Origin of the sequence: Pseudomonas sp. CCI3.1 (genome assembly GCF_034313985.1) — a bacterium.
GTDB lineage: Bacteria > Pseudomonadota > Gammaproteobacteria > Pseudomonadales > Pseudomonadaceae > Aquipseudomonas > Aquipseudomonas psychrophila.
Genome location: NZ_JAVIWO010000001.1, coordinates 5,386,038 through 5,408,014, shown reverse-complemented (window position 1 = coordinate 5,408,014; position 21,977 = coordinate 5,386,038). Strand labels below are relative to the sequence as shown.

Annotated in this window: 31 protein-coding genes and 1 tRNA gene; 10 read left to right on the top strand and 22 right to left on the bottom strand. The window is 54.5% G+C overall.

Annotated features, from left to right (window positions below; all coding sequences use genetic code 11):
• Window positions 1-3: 3 nt before the first annotated feature.
• The 8 genes from RGV06_RS24945 to RGV06_RS24910 form a co-directional block, all read right to left on the bottom strand.
• Window positions 4-657, bottom strand: a complete 654-nt coding sequence (locus RGV06_RS24945) for an HK97 family phage prohead protease (RefSeq protein WP_086797708.1) — start codon at window positions 655-657, stop codon at window positions 4-6.
• Window positions 635-1,846 (bottom strand): phage portal protein, encoded by a 1,212-nt coding sequence (locus RGV06_RS24940; protein WP_322151729.1) that lies wholly within the window; start codon window positions 1,844-1,846, stop codon window positions 635-637. Before RGV06_RS24940 ends, RGV06_RS24945 begins: the two co-directional genes overlap by 23 nt.
• Window positions 1,846-2,037, bottom strand: coding sequence for a hypothetical protein (locus RGV06_RS24935; protein WP_314490909.1), 192 nt, complete (start codon window positions 2,035-2,037; stop codon window positions 1,846-1,848). The genes RGV06_RS24940 and RGV06_RS24935 overlap by 1 nt, the downstream gene beginning before the upstream one ends.
• Window positions 2,034-3,713 (bottom strand): terminase large subunit, encoded by a 1,680-nt coding sequence (locus RGV06_RS24930; protein ID WP_322151727.1) that lies wholly within the window; start codon window positions 3,711-3,713, stop codon window positions 2,034-2,036. The genes RGV06_RS24935 and RGV06_RS24930 overlap by 4 nt, the downstream gene beginning before the upstream one ends.
• Window positions 3,714-4,208 carry a terminase small subunit gene (locus RGV06_RS24925; protein WP_322151725.1) on the bottom strand — a complete coding sequence of 165 codons (495 nt, stop codon included), beginning with the start codon at window positions 4,206-4,208 and terminating at the stop codon, window positions 3,714-3,716. It lies immediately after the preceding gene.
• A gap of 241 nt (window positions 4,209-4,449) precedes the next feature.
• A complete protein-coding gene (locus RGV06_RS24920) occupies window positions 4,450-4,779 on the bottom strand; it encodes an HNH endonuclease (protein WP_322151723.1) in 330 nt (109 codons plus the stop codon).
• Window positions 4,776-4,973, bottom strand: a complete 198-nt coding sequence (locus tag RGV06_RS24915) for a hypothetical protein (protein ID WP_322151722.1) — start codon at window positions 4,971-4,973, stop codon at window positions 4,776-4,778. Before RGV06_RS24915 ends, RGV06_RS24920 begins: the two co-directional genes overlap by 4 nt.
• Before the next feature lie 60 nt (window positions 4,974-5,033).
• Complete coding sequence (locus RGV06_RS24910) at window positions 5,034-5,348, bottom strand: phage holin family protein (protein ID WP_321833240.1); 315 nt, start codon at window positions 5,346-5,348, stop codon at window positions 5,034-5,036.
• Between the two features lie 565 nt (window positions 5,349-5,913).
• Between RGV06_RS24910 and RGV06_RS24905 the strand changes: the two genes are divergently transcribed.
• Complete coding sequence (locus RGV06_RS24905; protein ID WP_321833242.1) at window positions 5,914-6,150, top strand: hypothetical protein; 237 nt, start codon at window positions 5,914-5,916, stop codon at window positions 6,148-6,150.
• On the opposite strand, the gene RGV06_RS24900 is transcribed toward RGV06_RS24905, so the two are convergent.
• The 8 genes from RGV06_RS24900 to RGV06_RS24865 form a co-directional block, all read right to left on the bottom strand.
• On the bottom strand, window positions 6,140-6,448 hold the full coding sequence (locus tag RGV06_RS24900; RefSeq protein ID WP_322151719.1) for a hypothetical protein: 309 nt from the start codon (window positions 6,446-6,448) through the stop codon (window positions 6,140-6,142). The genes RGV06_RS24905 and RGV06_RS24900 overlap by 11 nt on opposite strands.
• 139 nt (window positions 6,449-6,587) lie before the next feature.
• Complete coding sequence (locus RGV06_RS24895; RefSeq protein ID WP_322151717.1) at window positions 6,588-7,274, bottom strand: hypothetical protein; 687 nt, start codon at window positions 7,272-7,274, stop codon at window positions 6,588-6,590.
• Window positions 7,275-7,277: 3 nt separating this feature from the next.
• On the bottom strand, window positions 7,278-7,460 hold the full coding sequence (locus RGV06_RS24890; RefSeq protein WP_322151716.1) for a hypothetical protein: 183 nt from the start codon (window positions 7,458-7,460) through the stop codon (window positions 7,278-7,280).
• A 2-nt stretch (window positions 7,461-7,462) separates the two neighbouring features.
• The gene (locus tag RGV06_RS24885; RefSeq protein ID WP_322151714.1) at window positions 7,463-8,758 is read right to left on the bottom strand and encodes a tyrosine-type recombinase/integrase; all 1,296 of its coding nucleotides are present in this window, start codon (window positions 8,756-8,758) and stop codon (window positions 7,463-7,465) included.
• Window positions 8,755-8,964 (bottom strand): hypothetical protein, encoded by a 210-nt coding sequence (locus RGV06_RS24880; protein ID WP_322151713.1) that lies wholly within the window; start codon window positions 8,962-8,964, stop codon window positions 8,755-8,757. The genes RGV06_RS24885 and RGV06_RS24880 overlap by 4 nt, the downstream gene beginning before the upstream one ends.
• A complete protein-coding gene (locus RGV06_RS24875; RefSeq protein ID WP_322151711.1) occupies window positions 8,957-9,652 on the bottom strand; it encodes a replication protein P in 696 nt (231 codons plus the stop codon). Before RGV06_RS24875 ends, RGV06_RS24880 begins: the two co-directional genes overlap by 8 nt.
• On the bottom strand, window positions 9,649-10,563 hold the full coding sequence (locus tag RGV06_RS24870; protein WP_322151709.1) for a DnaT-like ssDNA-binding domain-containing protein: 915 nt from the start codon (window positions 10,561-10,563) through the stop codon (window positions 9,649-9,651). The genes RGV06_RS24875 and RGV06_RS24870 overlap by 4 nt, the downstream gene beginning before the upstream one ends.
• A 245-nt stretch (window positions 10,564-10,808) precedes the next feature.
• Window positions 10,809-11,018 carry a hypothetical protein gene (locus tag RGV06_RS24865; RefSeq protein WP_322151708.1) on the bottom strand — a complete coding sequence of 70 codons (210 nt, stop codon included), beginning with the start codon at window positions 11,016-11,018 and terminating at the stop codon, window positions 10,809-10,811.
• Between the two features lie 88 nt (window positions 11,019-11,106).
• Between RGV06_RS24865 and RGV06_RS24860 the strand changes: the two genes are divergently transcribed.
• Together RGV06_RS24860 and RGV06_RS24855 are read left to right on the top strand one after the other, a co-directional pair.
• A complete protein-coding gene (locus RGV06_RS24860) occupies window positions 11,107-11,934 on the top strand; it encodes a S24 family peptidase (protein WP_138738250.1) in 828 nt (275 codons plus the stop codon).
• The gene (locus tag RGV06_RS24855; protein WP_322151705.1) at window positions 11,918-12,538 is read left to right on the top strand and encodes a hypothetical protein; all 621 of its coding nucleotides are present in this window, start codon (window positions 11,918-11,920) and stop codon (window positions 12,536-12,538) included. Before RGV06_RS24860 ends, RGV06_RS24855 begins: the two co-directional genes overlap by 17 nt.
• Here the strand turns inward: RGV06_RS24855 and RGV06_RS24850 are convergent.
• Entirely contained in the window at window positions 12,535-12,858 is a 324-nt protein-coding gene (locus RGV06_RS24850) for a DUF1654 domain-containing protein (protein WP_138738248.1), read from the bottom strand. The two genes, RGV06_RS24855 and RGV06_RS24850, sit on opposite strands and share 4 nt — an antisense overlap.
• A 611-nt stretch (window positions 12,859-13,469) precedes the next feature.
• Here RGV06_RS24850 and RGV06_RS24845 point away from each other — a divergent pair.
• The 4 genes from RGV06_RS24845 (at window position 13,470) to RGV06_RS24830 (ending at window position 15,858) form a co-directional block, all read left to right on the top strand.
• Window positions 13,470-13,853, top strand: a complete 384-nt coding sequence (locus tag RGV06_RS24845) for a LuxR C-terminal-related transcriptional regulator (protein WP_138738247.1) — start codon at window positions 13,470-13,472, stop codon at window positions 13,851-13,853.
• Window positions 13,854-14,230: 377 nt separating this feature from the next.
• Window positions 14,231-14,578 (top strand): hypothetical protein, encoded by a 348-nt coding sequence (locus tag RGV06_RS24840; RefSeq protein ID WP_322151702.1) that lies wholly within the window; start codon window positions 14,231-14,233, stop codon window positions 14,576-14,578.
• Window positions 14,579-14,669: 91 nt separating this feature from the next.
• Window positions 14,670-15,017 (top strand): hypothetical protein, encoded by a 348-nt coding sequence (locus tag RGV06_RS24835; protein ID WP_322151700.1) that lies wholly within the window; start codon window positions 14,670-14,672, stop codon window positions 15,015-15,017.
• Between the two features lie 25 nt (window positions 15,018-15,042).
• Window positions 15,043-15,858, top strand: a complete 816-nt coding sequence (locus tag RGV06_RS24830) for a DUF2303 family protein (RefSeq protein WP_322151698.1) — start codon at window positions 15,043-15,045, stop codon at window positions 15,856-15,858.
• A gap of 159 nt (window positions 15,859-16,017) precedes the next feature.
• Here RGV06_RS24830 and RGV06_RS24825 read toward each other — a convergent pair whose 3' ends face one another.
• The 3 genes from RGV06_RS24825 to RGV06_RS24815 all read right to left on the bottom strand — a co-directional run bounded on the left by RGV06_RS24825 (window position 16,018) and on the right by RGV06_RS24815 (window position 17,958).
• Window positions 16,018-16,596, bottom strand: coding sequence for a hypothetical protein (locus RGV06_RS24825; protein ID WP_322151697.1), 579 nt, complete (start codon window positions 16,594-16,596; stop codon window positions 16,018-16,020).
• A 95-nt stretch (window positions 16,597-16,691) separates the two neighbouring features.
• Window positions 16,692-17,114 (bottom strand): hypothetical protein, encoded by a 423-nt coding sequence (locus RGV06_RS24820; protein ID WP_322151696.1) that lies wholly within the window; start codon window positions 17,112-17,114, stop codon window positions 16,692-16,694.
• Window positions 17,092-17,958 (bottom strand): hypothetical protein, encoded by an 867-nt coding sequence (locus tag RGV06_RS24815; RefSeq protein ID WP_322151695.1) that lies wholly within the window; start codon window positions 17,956-17,958, stop codon window positions 17,092-17,094. The genes RGV06_RS24820 and RGV06_RS24815 overlap by 23 nt, the downstream gene beginning before the upstream one ends.
• A 706-nt stretch (window positions 17,959-18,664) precedes the next feature.
• Here RGV06_RS24815 and RGV06_RS24810 point away from each other — a divergent pair.
• The gene (locus tag RGV06_RS24810) at window positions 18,665-18,904 is read left to right on the top strand and encodes a DUF4224 domain-containing protein (protein WP_322151693.1); all 240 of its coding nucleotides are present in this window, start codon (window positions 18,665-18,667) and stop codon (window positions 18,902-18,904) included.
• A gap of 1 nt (window position 18,905) precedes the next feature.
• Complete coding sequence (locus RGV06_RS24805) at window positions 18,906-19,955, top strand: tyrosine-type recombinase/integrase (RefSeq protein ID WP_322151691.1); 1,050 nt, start codon at window positions 18,906-18,908, stop codon at window positions 19,953-19,955.
• 98 nt (window positions 19,956-20,053) lie between these two features.
• Here RGV06_RS24805 and RGV06_RS24800 read toward each other — a convergent pair.
• Together RGV06_RS24800 and RGV06_RS24795 are read right to left on the bottom strand one after the other, a co-directional pair.
• A tRNA-Cys gene (locus RGV06_RS24800) sits at window positions 20,054-20,127 on the bottom strand.
• A 192-nt stretch (window positions 20,128-20,319) separates the two neighbouring features.
• Entirely contained in the window at window positions 20,320-20,883 is a 564-nt protein-coding gene (locus tag RGV06_RS24795; RefSeq protein ID WP_046810223.1) for a helix-turn-helix domain-containing protein, read from the bottom strand.
• A 69-nt stretch (window positions 20,884-20,952) separates the two neighbouring features.
• On the opposite strand from RGV06_RS24795, the gene RGV06_RS24790 reads away from it, so the two are divergent.
• On the top strand, window positions 20,953-21,906 hold the full coding sequence (locus tag RGV06_RS24790; RefSeq protein ID WP_416194586.1) for a DMT family transporter: 954 nt from the start codon (window positions 20,953-20,955) through the stop codon (window positions 21,904-21,906).
• Window positions 21,907-21,977: the final 71 nt, after the last annotated feature.

The following is a 21,977-nucleotide window of genomic DNA, read 5'->3' as shown; positions in this document are numbered from 1 at the left end:
CTCCTAAATGCGGGTCAAAAGTGATTTGAGGGATTGCAGTGCTTCGTCGGCACCCGCCTCTCGCGGTGAAACTGCGCCGTAGCCCTTAGCCATAAAAGCCTTGGCCTGGGAGCCAGAAAACCCAACCTCTCGCAGGGCTCGCTCCACTTTGCTGGGTGGCGGTGTTTCGCCACGGGCCAGCAGAGATTTCACGTCAGTGATCCGGGCTTCATCGTTGGCCGGAAAGGTGACCAGGGAGACTTCCCAGAGGTCGATCGCTTTCAGGATCCAGACGCCCTTTTCCTTGTCGTATTCGTAATCGTCGAGCATGTAGCCGATGGACATGCCGGTCAGGCTGCCCGCCTTCATATGGCCGTGGGCGCGCTTGGCCAGAGGGTCGGCATCGATCAACAACTGGCCTTTGACGTAAAGGCCCACATCGTCTTCGCGCATTTCGGTGTAGATACCGATCGGCTCGCTCATGTTGTGCTGCCAGAGCATGGCCGGCAGGCGGCCCTTCTCTTTCCACTTGGCCAAGCTCACCGCGAACGCACCGCGAATCACTACATCGCCGTAGCTATCCTCAACACCAAACACGGAGCCATAGCCTTCGAACTCGCCACTGTCGCTGACCGATTTGATAGTCAGCGGCAGGTCAAGGCGCTGTTTTGTCTGCATCTTCGGCAGCCTCTGGTTTGGTGGTCATGTTCATTGGGGTGAGGTAGATATCGCCGCCTTCGCGGGGGTTGTAGTCTTCGAGGTCGCGGCAGTCATTGGGACTCAAGATCCCCCATTGAATACCCCGGCCGTATGACTCATAACGCCCCTTCAAGTCGCCGCGCATCAATGCCCCGGCGTTGAATTTGGCGTAATGGGTAAGCCGGTCCTTGTCGCTGAGCAGGCCGACAGAAATCCTGTTTTCAATGCGCGTGATCAGGGGGACCAGCGAGTAGTTCACGAAGCTCATCCCCATATGTTCGATGTTGTTGAGCGTCATCTTTTCCATGCTGGCCACCAGGTGTGGCGGCACGCGGAACAGGCCGCAGATCTGCGCCTCGGTCAGTTTTTTGGATTCGATGAATTGCGTGTCTTGAGCGCTAAGGCTGATCGGTTTCCAGTTCAGGCCCATTTCCAAAATCATCGGCTTGTAGGCGTTGGCGACACCCATGTGCTCGCCATTGAATTGGGTCTTTAACCGGGCGAATGCCTCATCAGTCAGCTTCTCAGTGGTCGAAAGCACGCCGCTGGCAACCGCCCCATTGGTGAACAACTTTGCAGCATGGGCGTCCATAGCCTGGCCAAGGCCCAGCGCCTGACGGGCGTAGGCAATGGGGTTGAGCCCATTCAGGCCATCCAGCGTGAACAACCTGACGTGCCAGATTTCGTCCTGGGTGAGGACCTTCGTGCCCGACTTGAAGTTGACGGTATATTCAACCGTCCAATCATCCTTAAGCTTTGGCGTGACCAAGTCAGGATTGATGGGCAGCAGCTCCACCACGTTGCCGAGTGCCATTACCTTGTAGGCAAAGAAATTGCCTCTGAGGCAAAGGCAAACGATCAGCAACTCCCAAAACTCCTGGGCAGTCATAAAGCCATTGGGGGCCATTGTCAGCACCGGAAATAGCCGATGCGACGTGGCAGGAAATCGATTTCGATTGGTTTGTTTCAGAAGCTTGCAGGGCAGCATGCCGACAGACTCAGCCAGCACACGAACGCAGTTGAACACCACCAGCTGCTGCATGGCGCTGCTTGTGGTCACACGCTGGCCGGAGTTGGTTTCGTACCCGGAGCCCAGTGCCTGGGCCAGCTTTTCAGAGGTATCGATAGCCAGAGAGCTGGTCTTTCTTCCAAAGAGTGCCCGAAGCATTACCGGCCTCCCCGCACTATCGACACAACGGCTAACGCAATCAGGAGCGAACCACAGACAGTCAGAGCCAATGGCTCCCCCATCCATGCCCACAGGCCACGGGTTAACAGGCCCAACCCAAGCACGCCGATAATGTCAGGCGCAGACTCCTTCAGCGCCTCAAGCCTTGGCGCCTTGATTTCATCGGTCATAGGGTTCTGATTCCGTGCTTCATGATGTGGTCAGAGAGGGAGCTCTCCGTCTTTGGATTCAACGCCATAAGCGTCACTGCGTTAAACGTGGCCATCAGCGGGTCGATCTTGGCCGAGCCTGAAGCCTGTTTAGTGATCAGGATCGAGTTGCCGCGCGGCTCGACTTTGGCGTTACCGCAACACCAGGCCATCATCGGCTGACCGCCGTGAATCAAGGTGCCTTCGGCCAGTTTGCGCTCAGCGGTTTTGATAGCGCCGCCCAGCTTCCAGCCCTGGGAGATACCAATGACCTTTTCCTCGGGCACACCGGCCTCGACCAGAGCATCGAGAATCGCGCCGATACCCGCCGGGTCGAGCCCCGCCTTGTCCAGTAATCCAGCTTGCTCAACCCGGGCGACCAGGCTCGCTACCTGCTCCACGTCCTGACCGATCTGGTCTACCAGCGTCAGGTTTCCGTCTTTGGCAAAGTCATGGAAGTTGGCCGCCACGGACTGGCGACGGGTCAGTACGGATGGGTGGGCCCAGGCGTGAGTCCACAACAACCACTCGCGTGTGGCTCGATGCCTGCCGACAGCCGCAAAGCCCAACAAGTCATCTAGCCCGCCGCCGTCGATGCCGATATCGATCACTTCGCACTGGCGCAGCAGGTCATCGAAGCTCAAGCCTGGACGCTTGCCCTGCACCTCCCAAAAGTCCGCCCCGGCCCAGCGTTCGGACAGCAGCGCCAAACCGACTTCGATGTTGGCGTGCTTGGCCAGAAAGCCGCGCAGTTCTTCTTCGCCCGCTTCCTGCGCCATCTTGAAGCTGCGCAGCAGGAAGGCTTCGTCCACCGAGAAGCCCATGTTCGGGTTCACCAGGTGGAAGTTTTCAACCAAGCGGGCTTCACCGCTTTTAATCATTGCCTGCGGAAACTCGTAGATCACCGGCAGAAACTGGTTGTCATCGATACGCCCGTCGCGCACGGCGCGGGAGTACTTGAGCTTTTCGCGGAACACACCGGCAGGCGGCTCGTTGGACTGCGTGGTCAGCCAGATCACAAAGCCTTCAGGTCGTGACGCCAGACCGCCCGTGGCTTCACGGATGATGTCCGGCGCCTTGACGTTCTTGCCGAACAGCCAGGCTTCGTCAATCAGTACGCCCACTGCCTTCTTGCCGCCTACCGTGTCGCCATCGGCGGCCACCACCTTGAGCGTGGCGCCGGTTTCCCGATGGGTGATGGTGCGCAAGTGCGGCTGGACGTGCATCAGGTCGCGCAACTCTTCGTCGTGCTTGACCATATCGGCCGCAGGCTTGAACGAGTTGTCGGCAATTTCCTTGGTCGGGGCCAGGATGATGAACTCGGCCGACAGCCGCCAATTGCGGATCAGCGCGGTAAGCATGATCCCGGCGGCAATGGTCGACTTGGAGTTCTTCTTCGGAATGCACAGCATGTATTCCGAGATCATCCGGCGCCCGGTGGTGTAGTCGTAGGCGCCGAAGATCGCCCCGGCAAAGTCGAACACCCACTCGGCGCAGGACTCGCCAATGGTAGGGCTGCCCGGGGCGTCGACGATCTTTAGTTCGCGCAACACCGCCAGACCGGCTTCGGCTTCCTGCGGGAACAGCGGCGCTGGGATAATCGACTGCCCCAGGCGCAGTTTCTGCTCCCAGTCTGGGCAGGCGGTCGTCCATTGCATTTACTTGACCGCCTTCAATGGGGGTGGGCTTGAGCCAAAGCGCCCTGCCCCGGCAATCTTCGCTGCGTTTTCGCGCTCGGTCTTTTTGCCGGTCTCGCCTTTGCGCGGGTGCATAAAGGGCATCAGCGCTTTGGCGGCATCGACCCGCAGCTTTGCCTCGGCTTCATGGTCATTCATGGCAGCCAGCAGGAACGCTTTCGGGTCGGAGAATGACAAGGCCCTGTTCAAATCGAAGCCCGGGCCGTCATCGGGATCAGCTGCTTGTGGCGCATCAGCAGCCGGTTGTTGCGCTGCTGGAGCTTTAACAATTTTGTTAACTTTTTTGTTAAAGGTCGTCCCGGCCATTGCGGCCATGACGTAAGGGTCTTTTGCCAACCGTGATCCGGCGGCCGATGCGCTGGACGCCGCGTAGCCTGCGGCGATGGCTGCGTCCTTGTTTGAGGCACCGCCCCGCAAAGCGTCGACGAATGCCCGCTTCTTGGGTGTTAAAGCCATTAACAAAAATTCCTGAAAAGGGGAAAAAATGTGCGCGTGCGGGGATGGGTGGTCTAGGAGCAAAAGGCCTCTGGAGTTTTACCCTCCCCCCTCCACCAAATGAGAAATATTCTCATTAAATCAAATAAGAATCATTCTCACATTCACAAATGAGAATTAATTGCAACAAATTTATTGATAAATATTCTTATTTGCATGTTTGTGACCGAAACGAGCAATAAAGATTGACATTTCAGCCTGTTCAACCTGCTGATTCCTCTCGTTTTTTTACGATGTCGTGGCAAGGTCTGCACAGCGACTGCCAGTTGGTGCGATCCCAAAACAGCGTCATGTCGCCACGGTGCGGGATGACGTGGTCGACCACGCTGGCCGCTGTCACCCGGTCATCACGCTCGCAGTAGACGCACAGGGGATGGGCATTGAGGTGCACCAGTCGCGCCTGTTGCCATGCGTAACCGTAACCGCGCTGGGTCGAGGTGGCCTTGTCATTGCGCCATGACCCAGGCACTGCGGTTGCGATGCGATTGGCTTGGGGTTGCAGGCGTGTGGGCAGTGTCTTCAGGCGGCTCATGCTGGATGGCGCGGTGCGCCGCTCATGTAGGTCGGTGGCGTTGACTCTGGATCCGACTCAATCCCCTCCTCGGCCAAGGCTGTGATCAACTGGGTCTGCTGGGTCACCATCCGTTCGAGGATCGCTGTCTGCTTGATCTGTTCGGCCAGTACCTGGCTGAGCAGGCCAGCCAAAGAGTTCTGCTGCTCGCTCATATGCAATCACCTTCCACTTGTTGAGCTGTTCGCGCCGGGCGGCGCAGCTGCTGCAGGCCATCAGAGTTCATCTGCCTTGCGCTCAGCCCACCGCTTGCCCAGCTGGCGAGCCCACTCCACGCCGAGCACCCCAATGAATCCGGCAGTGGCGAATGACCACGCTATGCTGAGGCCGAACTCTTTCACTGTAAGGCCAACGACCATCACAATCAGTGCACCGAGTGTTGCCTCAATGAACTGACGCCATGGTGTTGTCTCTTTTGCGTCGTACTGAATGCGCAACCAGGTCAGTGCGAATGTAAGGACCATGGCGAGGCCGTTCTCTCTCAGAGCGGTCATTACCAACACCCAGAATGACGGGTCTTTTTCTGGCATGTGGGGCATCTCGTGTTCCTCCCTCTTTGGGAGCTTTGAATAAAAGGTCGATCAATGAGGCGTGAAGTCTAAAAGCCACTACCATCATTGGCATGAAATACAAGGACGAAACCATGGATAGGACAAGGGTCGTAAACACGGATCAGTTTGAGGTTAAAAGCATCACAGGGAGGATCTACGAGATATTCGAACAAACCACCCAAACCAAGACCACGTTTGGGGGTGACTCAGACACGGGGTGGGTGGACGGAGCCAAGCATTACAAAGTGAGAAGCGGCGGATGCGCGAATAAACTCAGCCAAACCGGGTTTCACATACTGGCGTCAGGGGAAGACGCTACTCGTATCTGAATAGAGCTGCGAGCATATAGAGGTGGGAGATCCTCCCTTTCCGGGAGAATAATTGATTCGGCCCCGACAGCACACCCAGCTTGAGGCGATGGGTGTGGCGGGGCCGAAAACGAAAAGCCCAGCGGGATGGCTGAGCCTGAAATTAGCGGTGTATCAATGCCGTAATGGCTTCATGCTATCGTCATTGCTCCTACAGCTATAACGAAGTGAAACCAATGGCAGCTACGCGAATTATTCAAACCGATCAGTTCCAAGTGAAAGGTTCTTCAGGAAAGGTTTATACAATCACTGAGGAAACAACACAGCATGATGGAACCACCATCTCTGACACGCATACGCAATGGAAAAACGGCTTAGCGGGCTACACCGTTCAAGGCGGTGGAGCAGCGAACAAAAGCGCAAGCGGTGAGTTCGTTATCGTAGCTACTGGCGAGTCTTGTGTCAGGATTTGATTGCTGATTTCATACTGCTATCTGAAAGCGCGGTCACGTCCACCAGATCGCGCTTTCTCTTTAAATAAGAGTACAGAGCAGCCTCGACACTTTCTGGAATTTGGATGCCCGATACAACGATGTGCGCTTCATCAAGAACAACATCGTTCTGACCATATGCCAGCACACCAATCTCAACGCTTGGGATGTCACCGCCCAGACAAGAAACCTTAAGCTCGCGGGTTACGCTTGAAACATCTACGCCATCAATCAAAAGCTTGCCTACACCATCTTTGCGGATGAATTGGACAGTAGCCATGAGTGAACTCCAGAAACGAAAAAGCCCAGCGCGATGGCTGGGCTTTGAGATTTGGTTATGTCTTGTCGCGGGCTGATCAGTATCACCACACGCAAGATCGACATGATGGGGTTAATTTACGATCAAACCGCCATCATGGTCAAGCCGCATCTATAAAGATTTCTTCTCGGTCAAAGATCTCGGTTGCATGGATGACAGCAGCCTCTTCCAATCGCTCAAGGCATTTCATAATGCCGGTCTTCCAGCGGCGCCTTGTTGACTCAGGCTTACCCTCAGTGTCCCAGGTGTTCATGTCGTAGAACTCAGCGGGCAACACGATCATGTCCGTGGAGCGCTTGATGTATTGGTCACGCCCAACAGCCACATCAATCGTCCGACCGGAAGCAATCATTTTGCCGATAGCAGCATGCTCAAGATCGTCGCGAAGGCTTCTGCTTACAACCTCTCGCCCCGTACGAGCAGGCACCTGCACGCCTTTCATCTTGGGTATGGCCCAAGCGGTGACCGCTTTGTAGACGAACAACTGCGGTGCCGGGGTTGATACGCGGCTGATAAGGCGGCCAATGGCCCCGACCTTGTTGGCCTTGTGCGTCGAGTACTTCGCCACCAGCACATCCCACTGAGCCGGAGCCAGCTCACGGTGCAGCAGCGCATATAGGCAGCAGTCATAGTCGAACTTGTCCCGCACCGAGATACCCGCGCCCTGCCCGCCTGATCTCAGCTCGGCATCGATTAGTTTCTGCCAGCTCTGCTTGGTTGAGTTGTCGATGTTGTCGGCAGCAAGCACACGCACCAGGGTGCCCATTACGTCTTTATACAGAGCCATAGTTCAATACCCCTTCACTGCCATGACGATCCCTTCCACCACTCCGCCGGCTATCACCACCAGCAGAACTGCCCAGCCCCAAGGAGAAGGCCATAAAAATCCAGCGGCGCCCACGCAGGCTAGCGTCACGCCATGCTGCCAAAGGCTGATGCTTGGCCCAAAGATTCCAGCCTGCTTTTGAGCCATTTTTAATCCTCTACTGTGGTTGTTTTCTGAATAGCGCTGCACGCCATGCCGTTAGCGGCTTCCAGCGAATTACCGGATTCTCCGAATCTAACGCCTGTCTGCCCGTGGATCAGGCTGAAACCCTTTTGGTCTAGATGGGCGTGCCACTTCTCCAGAGCATCGCGCTTGCGGCTCATCACGTCCGACTGGATGTACACCTTCACGCTGTGACCCATCGCGTGGTTGATCAGCAACTCACCAATCAGGTGGTCGATGCCGAGGTCTGCCCAACCGGTACGGGCCACCTTGCGCAGGTCGTGACTAGTCCACTCACCCTTGCCCAGCCGAGCGAATACAGCACTGGCCTGCCCTTCGCTCAACGCCTTGCCATTGCGAGCCGGGAACAGGTACTGGCCGTCATAGCCGCGGGCGGCTTGGGTGTCGCGGTACTGGATCAACAGGCTGCGCACCTGGTCGGTCAGTGGCAGGTGATGCTCAACCCCGGTCTTAGTGTGTTCAGCCGGAATGAACCACTCACGTTCGGCCAGGCTGATATGCGACCAACGCGCCTGACGGGTCTCCCCGATCCGGGTGCCGTGGCAAAGCATCATCAGGGCCAGCATGCCGTCAGCGGGCTCATTCGCCATGACCGGGGCCAGCTCGCTCAGCAGATCCTGCAACTGCACGCCGCGCAGCCGGGAGGGCTTAATGCCGCGCTTGGCCTTGGAGAAGTCGCTGAACTTGATGCCCGCCATTGGATTGGACGAGAGCAAGCCCAGCGTTAACGCCTGACGGAATGCCGAAGCCAGCAACTGGAACGCCAGGCGCACGTAATCGATGGAGAGGGTCTCCTGCAGCGGCCACATGAACAAGTGGTCGAGGGCGGCCTTGTTGACCTCGGCCAGCGGCAGCCCGCTCAGACGAGGCAACAGGTGGCACTTCATGGCCGAGGCCCCGGTGGTCTTTCGTTTGGCCGACAGGTTGCGGTCTAAAGCCATGCGACCGGCATACCAGCTGAGCAGCTCGCCCGTGGTCGCCCACTGGGAAATTGTCGCGCCTGCATCAGCCGACACACGCAGGCGCACGGCTGGCAATGCGGCCAGTACCTGCTTAGAGCTCAAATCCGGAAAGGCACCGATGCGATGCCAGCGGCGCTTGTTGACCAAGTACCAGGCGCCACGGGTGCGGTTCTTGGAGAAGCGAAAGTGCAACGCCGGGTGACCGGCATCCCGCAGGTCGCGCACATGCTCAAGCTTGGCATTGCGCCCAATCTCCGCGTCCGACAGCTTCACGGTCAGGGTTTTTATTTTGGTGTTCATTGCCCCGCTCCCACAGGTAATTGCAGGTCCACGACTTCAAATTTTCCGGGCCACATCAGGCGCCCGAAATGTTGTGCCGCAGTCTCATGCTCAAACAAGGCGACTGCCCGATCGGGCTTGTGGCTCAAGTCAAACTTGTACGAGCAGGCATGCACCGCCCAGCGGTAATCGTTCGGTTCAACCGGGGCAAGGTTTGGGTTAGGCATGTGCAGCACCTCCCGAACGCATGGCCCGCAGCGCCGCCAAAGCCATGTTGCCCACTTCGGGCGCGCTGCGTTCAATGGCCCGTGGCGGCAAAGCCAGGGGCATTTTCTGCAACGGCAGGCCCGCTAGAATGCGACGTACCGTGATCGTGTAATTGCGCTCAAACAGCTTGATGCTCAGGTCATGGGACAGCCGGTTGAGGTTTTCAAATCCGCACTCTTTAGCCGTGTGCCACACCGCGTCATGGGACCATTTTGCTTGACCGGCCATCGACGGATGCGCGTTACGGCAAGCCTCGCGATGGGCTGCAGCCAGCCTTGGCAGGCCGAGCATTTCCGCTGTGGGCGTGCACCATTCGATGAACGTACCAACGTGCGGCACAAAGTCTTTTTTCGCCTGGCGCGCGCGCATCAGGCCAAAACGCAGTTGCTCAGTACTGCAAATACCAGCCTCAAGAAAACCCTGCATCCACTGCTGTTTGGCGGCTTTGTAGGTCACCATATCCGGCCATGCCTGTTTCCACGCTGGGAAGATCGAACGCAGCTCACGGAACAAAACGTTGATGACCTTGGCCGTGGCCTGGGACAGCTCGGCAGCGGGCTGGATGTTGTCGATTTCGCCGGCAGCGATGAACTGCCCGGTCTGCACCTTGGCCCATAGGCCGGTGGCGATTACTGAAACTTGATTCATTGGGTGAACTCCTGATTCAGCCAGGTGGTGTCTTCGTCGTCGTAGGCATCCTCGGCTCTAGGCTTGGCCGGAAACTGACGAATATTGCTGGTACGGGCGCTATCTGACTTCACCCACCTGACCAGCAGGGAAACCCACTTAGCCTGGGTGTTTAGTCCGCCTTCGGTTTGATGGTGAGCAGTGAATGGGGCTACAGCACTCTTCGTGAACAGGTCAGCTGATACGCCGAAGTGAACGCAGTAGGTCTGCAAGAGATTGGCATCAGGCATCCAGTCCAGGGTCATCTCCACCGGAGCCTTGGGGTTAACAGGTTCCAGTGCTTGCTCTGACCCAAGTACCGAGGAATCCTCGGGAGTTGGGTTTTGCCTTGGCACGGCAGACGAGAATTTGTCGTCCGCGCTGTGAGAGTGGTTTAGATCTTTTTCAGGAATCAGGAATCCGGAATCAGGAATCAGGGCGTTAAGTAACGGTGGACTAACCGGCTCCAACGATGCAGTAACGGTATTGCTCAGTTCTCGAACGTGAATCTTGCGGCTAGAGCCCTTAACGATGAGCTTATTTTTCCGTTCGTTAACAGTCAGATAACCGTTAACGTCAGGTAGGTCGCTGTCTTTCTCAGAGCCATGGGGGTTCTGATGCTTCGTAAAGTTACTGACCTCGATGACCGTATGACCCTCAGAGAGGTATCGCGTAATGAAGCCTGACCGCGCAAGGTTATTCAGGCCCATCTCAATGTCGTAGTTATCGCAGGGAAACAGCTCCATCTTGATACGTTTGACGCGGTCTTCAAGCCGCCCTTCCCGGTCTGCCAGGCACCACAGGCCAATGAACAGCAGTCGATCAAATGCCGGAAGATCCACAAGAACTTCGTTGGTGAACAAGCCGGGTTTTATGTTGCGTGCGCGCGCCATTACATAGCCTCCTTACAAGTAGGCAGTGCAACGCCTGGAGGCATGGAATAGGCGGTATTGCTTGATGCTGGAATGGTGCTCATAATGGCTCCTGCAAACGTTGTACTGAAGCCGGTCTAGCCACCGGCTTTTTTTTGCTTGTTATTTGGCAACTGGATGGATTTACAGCTAATCCGAGGTGCTACCAGTCAGCTGCAAACGAGGTGATGATTTACGTCCCAGATAGCGCTTTGCTGTGGGTTGGGTTAGGCGGCGGATTTCTTTATTTGGTGCGATGGGTCATCGAGGCGGCTGGCGGTTAGCTTTCCGCCCGACTCTTTTTCCAGTACGCATTGCACTGGGTAGGAGAACCCGCCCGCTGTCCGGCACTGGGATACCCGGCTGCCGGTCACGCCAAGGGCGTCGCCGATAGCACGGCCAGTGCCAAAGTGTTCAAGTGCTTGGTCGTAGGTCATGGTTTTTCTCCGGTGTCCTCACTGAGTTTAGAGTTCTTAACAATACAAGGCAAGTTATCTAAACAGTGAATTGTTTAGAATCCTAAATATGGAATTCAAAGATCGTGTATCCGCGCGCATGAAGGCTCTGAACCTCAGCGCGACAGACATCAGCAGGCTCACTGGCGTATCAAAGGCGACGGTAAGCTTTTGGGTGAACGGAACCAATGGAGCCAAGGGCAGAAACTTGCTCTCCCTGGCCAAGGCATTGGAGTGTTCCCCTAACTGGCTATCGGATGGCAGTGGAGCACCGGAGATCTCTTCTTCTGATAATTCGGAACAAGGGGGCTCAACTGCCGACTTGGTTGCGCAGCTACTAGCATCAAAGGCCGGGAAAAATCTTTCCGATAAGGCAAGAGAAACCATGCTTGCAGCGGCTGCAGAGGCTGACCACCCGGCGGGGTCTAACCAGTCCTACATCCCCACGAGTCACGCAAGCCTTCAGCCAAAACAGGACGAGATACTGATCCCTCAGTACGACATTCGCGCAGCTATGGGTGATGGACAACTGCCACCGGAGTACAACGAGGCCGTTCGCAACTTGGTTGTGCGAGAGGAGCTGCTACGCGAAAAAGGCGTGACCTACACTTCGGCCGCATCTCTGGCAATGATCACAGGCTGGGGTCAGAGCATGGAAGGAACAATCAACGACAAAGACTTGGTCATTGTAGATAAGGGCATCAAGGACTTCGTCGGCGAGGGTATTTATGTGATGACCTGGCACCAGGATTTGTACATCAAGCGAGTGATGCGCCTCGATGAAGAGCACTACCGGCTGATCTCGGACAATCAATATTACGAGAACCAGACGGCGCGGATTGACGACGTTACAATTCACGCGAAGGTACTGCTCATCTGGAATGCGCGAAAAGCATGAGCCTGCTCAAAAAGAGCTAGCTACGAAATTTACTGCTTCAGGTATACAAGAAATGGACATCTTGCTTGAACAAAGAATCTCGGATTTCAAATCCGCAAAGCTCCCGAAAAATCTAATAGGCTATATAAATAAGGCCGGGCACAGTCGCAGAGACTTCACTGACTACAGGGAGTGGCGGCTCTACGCTATCCTGTATGAGGTTTTGGTTTCAGCTAGAAAAACTGAGGATTTTTCTGGACTTGCAGTCCAGTTATTTAAGTATCTGGACCGCCATCCCACCTACGCGGGATCTCCCCTTCCCTCCCTGGACCCGCCTCTAAATCGGAAAAACAAGAAGAAGCGTAGAAAAGACAGATCGAGAAGCAAGGGGGCTCCTGATGTGGCGTACCTGCTTAAGAGGGCAAAACCCTCTACCGCTACTCTGGTTGCTGACTGGAAGGCATCGCCGGTAATAGGCCTAGGCTTGGAAAGTATCACCCCTCCCACCCAAAGGCTGCGACGTGAAGACACGAAAATAGATGAGCACACAGCACCTACTCAAAACGTGTTAAGGCCCCACGCGCTCTACACCGCAGGCTGGTCACTAAAGCCAGAAGACCGTTAGTCATAAAGAGCCGACTCATCCACCGCCACGAACTCGTCATGCGACTCTACCCTAGGGTCTTCCTCAGATTGCGCCTCCCACTTCAGCGTGATCGACTCATCCTCATCATTTATCGTCATTTTGATACCGTCGATATCTGAAAGCGTGCCTAACACCTCTTCCCACTCCCTGTCGCCATCAGTGCCCAAGCGATGGATCGTAACCCACCGCCGGTCCTGGGCTATTGGGTGATTGATCATCCCTGAAACTCTAAGGTTTAACCGCTCTATTCCGGACATCGGCTTGCGTTCCTGCGCCTTCAGTTTTTGCTGGCGGGCCATTTAAAACTCCAAAATACTGTATGCATATACAGCTTACCCGAACAATCCTGAAAGCGTAAGCCCTTAATATCTAAGCACCTGGATGATATAGCTGCGCCCTAATTGTTTAGATTTCTAAAATAAACCTTGACGTCATCTGTTTAGTTTTCTAAATTAACTCCATCGCAACGACTTACCAGGAACTGCGAAGGCCTATGGGCCAGACCCGCTCTTTAACAACGAACAGCTACATAGCGCCGGACGGGAAAGGTCGTTAGCGCACTCAAAGGCTGGAGCCTCCCTGAGTGTTGCCGTATCGACCTCGGTAAGACGGCGTGCAACAACACACCTCAAGCAAATGGAGGATTTGCAGTCATGCACAAGTGAGCGATTCACCTGCGTGGAGCGGAAAGCCTGAAGGCCGCTCCCAACACCTGTTCAGGCAGCGGAAAGTTGAGCCGTCGATGTCACCGCGCATCAGCCGAATACCGGTAGGCCGCCCCAAGCAAGCCATCAGTCGCAGACGCCACAACCCCAGGCCGTCGCCAGTAGCGAGACTGGGTGTTTCACGGACACTTTCACTGCTGCACCTGGGCAACCGGGTGCATCGGGAAAACAACCGAGTAAACATCATGGAATCGACAATCGTAGACGGTGCATGGAAGGGCCACCTCGGCCGAGGCCTTGCGCCACGGGAACTGCAATTCGTGCTGTCAGTTGCCCAGGGACTGACCGCAAAAGAGATAGCCAGAGAGTTCGACATTGCGCCGGGCACCGTGGTTAAGCGACTGGCCTGCGCCATGTACAAGCTTGGCGTGCACCGCCAGGGCGCGATGGTCGCCGAAGCGATGCGCCGCCAGATAATCACCCCTCTTTGCTTGCTGCTGGTCGCAGTGATGACGATGCAAGGTCTTGATGACAGCGGGATGGCTCGACGTGATCGCCGCCCCAGTGAGCGCCGAGGCGGCGAATTGAGAATGACACGCCGCGCTGACTCTTTTGATCTGGTCGGTTAATCCGAATCAACCAGCGCCACGACAGCCTGTCGCTAACTGCCCGAGCACCTGGTACTCCCCAGCACCAGGACGCATCGGTCTGATCTTCGGCATTTACCGGCCTGAGTACAGACCGATGCGGACGCCAACCCAGCAGACGCTGGACACCTGCATCACCCCTTACCTGCTGACAAAGAAAAAAGAGGATTCAACCATGCACAAGTAAATCGTGATGGGCACGCCCGCACAGTCAGGCTCTTACATACGGTGGCGTTTTAAGAGTGCAACACAGCCCGGTTTCGACTGGGCTTTTTCATGCCTGCAGTTATTCGTCAGCCCTCCCTTGTCGAAAGGCCTGAGCGCTGACGAATACCCGCAACCCAAGTCGAGGATCGACCATGCACCCATCTTTCGCCCAACGCGTCACTGCCCTCGAAGGGTTGCGCGCACGTGCCCGCCAAGCTACGGCCGAGTTCTACCAAAAGCCCGGTGTACAACCGCCACCGCTGGCCCCGCTGATCATCGTGCGGCCGAGCGGCAACAACACCTTTTCGCTGATCAATCGCACTACTGGCGTGGTCGTAGCCGAGCGCTTCGGCCACAACAATGCCACTGCTCATGCTCGTGAGCTGGAAGCTAAAGCGGCGCAGTTCAGCATCAAGCAGTTCGGGAAGGCCCTACGCAATTGGGCATTACGCATCGGCGCAATGCTGGCCGTATTCGTCTTCTTCGGCCGTCGCCAGTGAGGCGCATAAACACCTCAGTGCTGCGTCGCCTTCGCCAATCCCAACACCACCTGCCGCCCAGCGGACTCCAAGCCAGACCGGAGCAACAACAATGTCCAAACCTACCGATACCGCGCAGTTTCTCGAAGACCTCAATGGCGGTGCATTCATCAGCCAAATTGGTCACGCCCTCTCAGAAGTAGCTGCAGGCGTGGTCGATCACGGCAAAGCCGGGAAGCTGGTGATTACCCTCGATTTCACCCAGATCGGCGAATCCAGCCAGGTAAAGATCAATCACAAACTGGATTACAAGGTGCCCACCAAGCGTGGTACCCGCAGCGAAAACACCCGCCTCGATACGCCTATGCATGTCGGTACCGGCGGCAGCATCACGATGTTTCCTGAAAAGCACGACCAGCTATTCAACCGAGAAGAAGCCCCAATCACCCCGCGCACTTAAGCCCACTCCCACAGGTACTTGAACCATGTCCCTCAGCTCAGAAGCAATTCAGTTAATTACCGACACAGCCCTTGTGGCCGCAGGCAAAACACTGTCGACCTACTCGCCAACGGCCGTCCTTCCTGAAGGCGTGAAAGTGGTTGATCTGGAAAAGTATCAGGTGGGCCGCAGCCGCTTTCGTGGTGTGCTCTCCACCAACTCCCTGGTTGATTTCAGTACCTACGTCAAAGAACGCGCTATTGAAGGCGCCCGAGGCTTTATCGATCAGGACGAAATGACCTGCACTCTGATCTTCAACCTGGGCACCAACGTTGCGCCCGGGCACGCAGATGATCGTGCAGTGCTACGCCTCAAACCATCAGCAGGTTACAAGGCTGTCCAGAGTATCCCGGCGCGCGCGCTGTCGCAGAAAGACCTGAGTGATTGGATCGAAGACTGGAATGCTTCGCTTGGCGCCACTGATGAGGCTGGCCAACAAATGAGCATCGTCAAAGCCATTGCAGCAGTGCGAACCATAACCATCAAAGCATCATCGGAGAGCGACCACGCTGTCAGCGAAACCCGCACCAGTCGCAGCGCGATGGACCAGATCGAGGCCACAAGCAAAGAGACCCTGCCCGCCTCGCTGGTGTTTTCGGTAGTGCCTTACGAGGGGTTGAGCGTGCGCAACATCACCTTGCGTGTGTCCATCATCACCAGCGGCGCACAGCCGATGCTGAAACTTCGCTGGGTCGGTGAAGAAGTGCAGCGCGAAGAAATTGCGCAGGAATTTAAGTCGGTACTTGATGCGCAGATTGGGGAAGCCGCCAAGTTAATACTCGGCACTTTCGACTCGAAATAAACGACTGACATACCACGTTTTGCGAAAGCCAAATCTCGGTAGATGTAAGCCAAGGCCTTCACTGTAAAAGATACAACCTGCCCATAATATGCCAGCAATCTCACCCAAGTGAAAATTCCCGTATTACTTGATCTTTCACTTGGGGAGACCCTATTAGAATCACACCCCAGAAAAGATATTAACCTTATTAGAACTGTGAACCTCAAATGAAAAATCAACCACTTCCTCCCCTTCAGAGTGCACTATTCTAAGATACCAACCCGAGCGCGGCCAATCCCCAAAGCCATCCATGCCTCGTTCGACACAAATGCGAGCTAGCACACTTATAGAGCGGTGCTCTTTTTCTTCTATCTTCAAATTTGATACCAGACTGGACTTAACCATTAGCTTCTCGACTTTTGTTTTAAACACATCCACAGGCAAGTCAAAAAACGAGTATCCAGATGAATCAACAACCCTAAATATTTTCTGAGTGCTCACGCCTTTACTTGGATCGAACACCTCGCAACCCAAACAGCCCAACTCCATTTCTCTTAGAAAGATAGCTCCACCTTTGGCATTAACACCCAACTCTAATTGAACATCAAAATCACCATAATTTACAGATCGAACCTCTGCTCTTCTGAGCACGGCAGTTAATTTTCCGCGCCGAAAATAATCTTTATAAATAAGTAAACCTAAATTTATTAGACCTAGAGCAAGCCCACCATACGCAGCAAGAGTTTTAAAAACCTCCATATATCTTCCTTAAAAATATCGCGACATTAAAGACCAAGAACATCTGGCCTAACAATTGTACAGCAACACAAAAGCATCTATTTCCGGCCATACTTCTAGGGCTTGGTATGCCCTTCAAGAATCCTGGCAGCCAGACCATCTTTGAAGTGAAAGAAACTTGCCATCAAGAACAGTACAAGCTGACCACAACCAAGGTATATACCTGGCTGAGCAACCATACCAAAGTAAATCAGTAACGACATAGCCACAAAGAAAAATCGTATTGCCGAATAAAGACCGAATTGCGAGTCATTGGCATTTCTATATTTGATAGCAGATCTCGACATTTTTACTGCGATCTGGCCAAAAACTATACAAGACACAAGTGACCAGTCAGGGGCCAACAGGATATCCCTCCAAGAGTAAGCATATAACTTTATCGCTACCAAGAATACAAAAGGAGTAACGATGAAAATATACTCGGAAAAAAGCTCCGCCCACATTGTGCTTCGTTCTTTAGAAGAGGGGTTTGGTTTCATGCTGTAGTCCGACATCTCGGTGGATTTGCAGAACCCTTACGATTTTCGCACTCGAAACGAAGGGCTTTCCTTTTCCAGGAGGCGGTGTATATATTTCAAGTAAAATCTCTGCCTCCATAACATCTTTGGGACCAATTGGTGGTATCAAACCATCTTGATACTGATCAAGCCATGTTGCGTCAACAATCTTAGCGTTGTAGCGGCTGTTTGTACTTGCACTGAGCATCGACCAAGCGCCTTTACCAATATTGACTGGCGCTCGAACATACAACTTATCCGCACACATCTTAGTTTCGGTTACCCCTAGAAACATTTCCTTGGGATTCGCATTAAACCTCCAGTGCGTGTTGATTGCAGTGACGTTTTCAGTCTCAACTATACTAGCAGATGCGCTCTCTTCAGGAAGCAGCCGCTTGTTAGCTTCCGAGAGTTTATGTAATGCATAAGCAAATGCTTTCCGATCAATTTGGGGAGCAACCATCTGCTCAACGTTGAACTTAGCGAGTTCCGTTTCAACCTCCGAAGCAAGCTGATTTACTTCTTCTTCGGTAGTAGTACTTTCAAGGTCACCGATGCTCTCCGCTAATTTCATACTCGATTCGAAGACGGCGGTTTCGCACCACCCCTTGAGTCGCCCAGGGACTGCCTTTAGTCGACTTGCAATTGAACCGGTCTCGACATCCTCGAGCCTGAGTGCGAATTCATTCTGCGTATCGAAGCTGCGCACCATGACCTGGCCTATTGCTTCGTACGCCTCTATGTAACTGCTCATAGCCTGAAAAATTTCAGCCGGCCGCTTACGCTCCTTCACAAAGTCAATTTTTATTTTCAGAGTCTCATGCATTCCGAGCTACGTCCTTGAAAATGGGAAAAACGTCTACCAAGCGCGGCAGTACGACTAAAAAGCAGGGCAATTTACCTCATTCGCATCAAGGACAGTCTGTAAGTAGCCTTTCCAGCGAGCGGGCTGATTCTACTGCCTATGATGGCAAAATGTCCCAACCAGCTTGATTACACCCAGACCATTATCAAAATTCCACCACGTGACCAGCACCGCGTACATGCTTCAAACTTGATGTACACAGGAATGCGACGCCCTAGCTCTTATCAAAACAGGGCAATAACACCGCAGTAGAACTTGAAGTTGCGGCAATTCTACCCAGAAGCCCGCCCCCATCTGAACCCGACCTCCCAAGCACTGGCTATATGTCGGACAAGAGCCTACCAAAGCACTACGAATCACAGCCCTCACCATGCAGCCCTTGCCCTGCAGAGGGCAGCCAGATGCTAATCATGACCTCAAAACCATCACCGACTGCCACCTCTAGGGCTGTATGCAGCTCTGCACCCACTCAATTAACCCAGTCAGATTCAAACAGTTTTGCCTGTGCGTACTGATTGGCACCGTTGTGTAGCTTTTCTTGCCCCACCCTTTTTATCGATAGGGAATCAATAACTCACCTGATCGAAGCCTTCGCCGGAGCGGCACTCAAGATTGTGGCCAGGTTTTCGATTGTCATTTACGTACTTCATACACATAGGAGTTGAAGGTGGAAACTGAAATCCTCTCAGAGGAAGAGCTGGCCGACCTTACCGGCTACAAACACCGCAGCTACCAGCGTCAATGGCTCAAGGCTCACAACTGGGTCTTTATCGAAAGTCGCGGTGGTCGCCCTCTCGTTGGCCGGATGTTCGCCCGCATGAAGCTCGGAATAATTTCGCCAACACTGGCAGCCCAACCCCCACCACCAGCTCCTACCTGGACCCCTGACTTTTCTCGAGTAAGTTGAAATGCGCCCTCGCAAAACCGCAAACCAACACCTGCCGCCAAGGATGTATCAGCGCACGCGCCTGCGTAAAAACGGGAAAGTGTGGACGGCTTACTATTACCGCGATGCAACGGGCCATGACATTCCGCTGGGCAAGGATATTAACCAGGCCCGTATGAAGTGGGCCGAACTGGAGTCGAAAGAAAAACCTTTAGACCTGCTTGTAATGAGAGGGATATTTGATCGATACGCCAGAGACATCATTCCAAAGAAGGCCCCAAGGACGCAAAAAGACAATGCTGCCGAACTTCGCCAACTGAGAGCGGTATTTGATGATGCGCCTATTGATGCGATATCGCCGTCTATGGTCGCCCAATACCGCGATGCCCGATCTGCCAAGACTCGAGCCAATAGAGAGCTCGCTTTGCTCTCGCATGTATTCAACATTGCCAGGGAGTGGGGATTAACTCGACAGGAGAATCCGTGCCTTGGTGTTCGCAAGAACAAAGAGAAGCCCAGGGACTATTACGCCAATGACGAAGTATGGGCAGCCGTTTATGGCTGCGCACCACAAGAAGTTCAGGACGCAATGGACTTAGCCTATCTGACAGGGCAACGCCCGGCAGATGTTTTGGCGATGCGCCGCGACGACATGGCTGGGGATTTTCTGCTGGTAAGACAAGGCAAGACGGGCAAGCGCCTTCGCATTCACTTGAACACCAGTATCGGCCGCAGCAGTCTCGGGCTGTTGCTTGACCAAATAATGCAGCGCAATGCTGCTCACACCTCGCCTTATTTCATTCTCAGTAAAAGCGGTGTGAGGGTGTCCTGGCAAATGATGCGCAACCGCTGGGACGCCACTCGATTGCTTGCCGCTGACAGGGCAAGAGCATCGGGATCAGAGGAGGAAGCAAAGCGGATCATGCAATTTCAGTTTCGCGATATCAGGCCAAAGGCTGCGTCGGAAATTGCAGATATTTCGGAGGCGAGCGCGCTTCTTGGGCACTCAAAAGAAGGGATTACGGAACGGGTTTACCGACGTATCGGAGCCATCGCCAAGCCCACAAAGTGAATTAGTTATGGAACACCATGCCCAAAGTAATGGAACACTTCACTTTCCTGCGCCCAATAAAAAACCCCGCAGACCGTAATCTGCGGGGCTTTCGAATGTGGAGGCCGAAGCCGGAATCGAACCGGCGTGGGCGGATTTGCAATCCGCTGCATAACCATTTTGCTATTCGGCCAATTGTGCTTGAGGCTTCTGAGAAACATCAAAAACAAGAGTGTGTTACTGCGACTTATCGCTACAACTATTTGATTCTTCAGCGCTCCAGGTAGTTGCCCCCGGGCTGATGGCGCGCATTATGTACTAGAAGGTTGAAGCTGGCAACCCCCTGAATTCTAATAATTTTTAGTTATTTCTCTGGCACGGGTTTTCAGATCACGACATTGCGCACAAACCGCAATATCCCCTCGCCTTCGTTGCGGTAGGCATGGGGTCGGTTGCTGGCGTACATGTAGAACTCTCCCGCACTAAAACGTAGCGCCTCTTCGTCCATCACCAGGGTCAGGCAGCCTTCGAATACGTAGAGTTGTTCGCTCCAGCCTTCGGCGTCTGCCTGGGAGTGGTATTCCTCTCCCGGTTCCAACGTCCACTCCCAAAGCTCGACTTCGCGGGTGGCGGTGGCTTTGGACAGCAGTACGGCTTTGCTGCCCGGCTTCGTGCCCGTCCAGGCCACTTCGTTGATGCGGCTCGGGTCTGGTGAGCCCGGGGCCTGGATCAGATCGCTGAAGGCTACGTTCAGCGCCTCTGCAACTCGGTCAAGGGTGCTCAGGCTGACGTTCTTTTCGCCCGCCTCGATAGCGACCAGCATTCGCCGACTCACGCCGGACAGTTCTGCCAATGTGCTTTGGCTCAGGTGCGAAAGCAGCCTGAGGCGTCGTACGTTTTGACTGACGTGCTGCAAAACCGAAGCACGTTGCGAATTTTCTTTGGGCACTATATTGCTCACCTTGTGGGGCTGCGCAGTATACTGCCCAGCTTTGACGCATTGTGCGTCTCCTGTCCTATAGCACGCAAGGTTGCGACGCCATTGAAACTTACCAGACTGCTGTCTTTGACCTCCCGCTTCAGTAAAGCGGAGTGCGTGCTGATCCTGATCACCATGGTGTGGGGCGTCACCTTTCTATTGGTGCAGCATGCACTGACGGCGAGCGGACCGATGTTTTTTGTAGGCCTGCGCTTTGCGGCGGCGGCGGTCATCGTCTCTCTGTTTTCACTTCGCAGTCTGCGCGGTATTACGCTGTTCGAGCTCAAGGCGGGTATGTTTATCGGTGTCTCGATCATGCTTGGCTACGGCTTGCAAACCATTGGCCTACAGACCATCCCTAGTAGCCAGTCAGCCTTCATTACCGCGCTTTACGTCCCCTTCGTGCCTCTGCTGCAGTGGCTGGTGCTGGGGCGCAGGCCCGGTTTGATGCCCAGCCTGGGGATCATGCTGGCCTTTACCGGGCTGATGTTGTTGTCCGGTCCGAGCGGTGCGTCCCTGGATTTCAGCCCGGGGGAGATCGCCACGCTGATCAGCGCCATTGCCATAGCGGCCGAAATCATTCTGATCAGTGCTTATGCAGGCAAAGTCGACGTGCGTCGGGTAACCATCGTTCAACTCAGCACAGCGTCTATTCTGGCATTCTTGATGATTGTGCCAACTCAAGAAGCCATTCCTGACTTTTCATGGCTATTGTTAGCCAGTGCCGTTGGCTTGGGCGCTGCCAGCGCGGCCATTCAGGTTGCGATGAATTGGGCTCAGAAGAGTGTTTCACCTACCCGTGCCACCCTTATTTATGCGGGTGAACCGGTCTGGGCCGGCATCGCCGGGCGTCTTGCGGGGGAGCGATTGCCTGGCATTGCATTGCTTGGCGCGGCATTGATTGTTGCAGCGGTGATCGTGAGTGAGTTAAAAACAAAAGGTAACAAGCTCGAAGAGCGTGAGGAAAAGCAAGGCGACCAAGCCTGCGATTAGAACTGCACGCCTGTGAACCGGTACGATTTTTTACTTATAAGCGGTTATACAAGGAGAGAACTGTAGGAAAC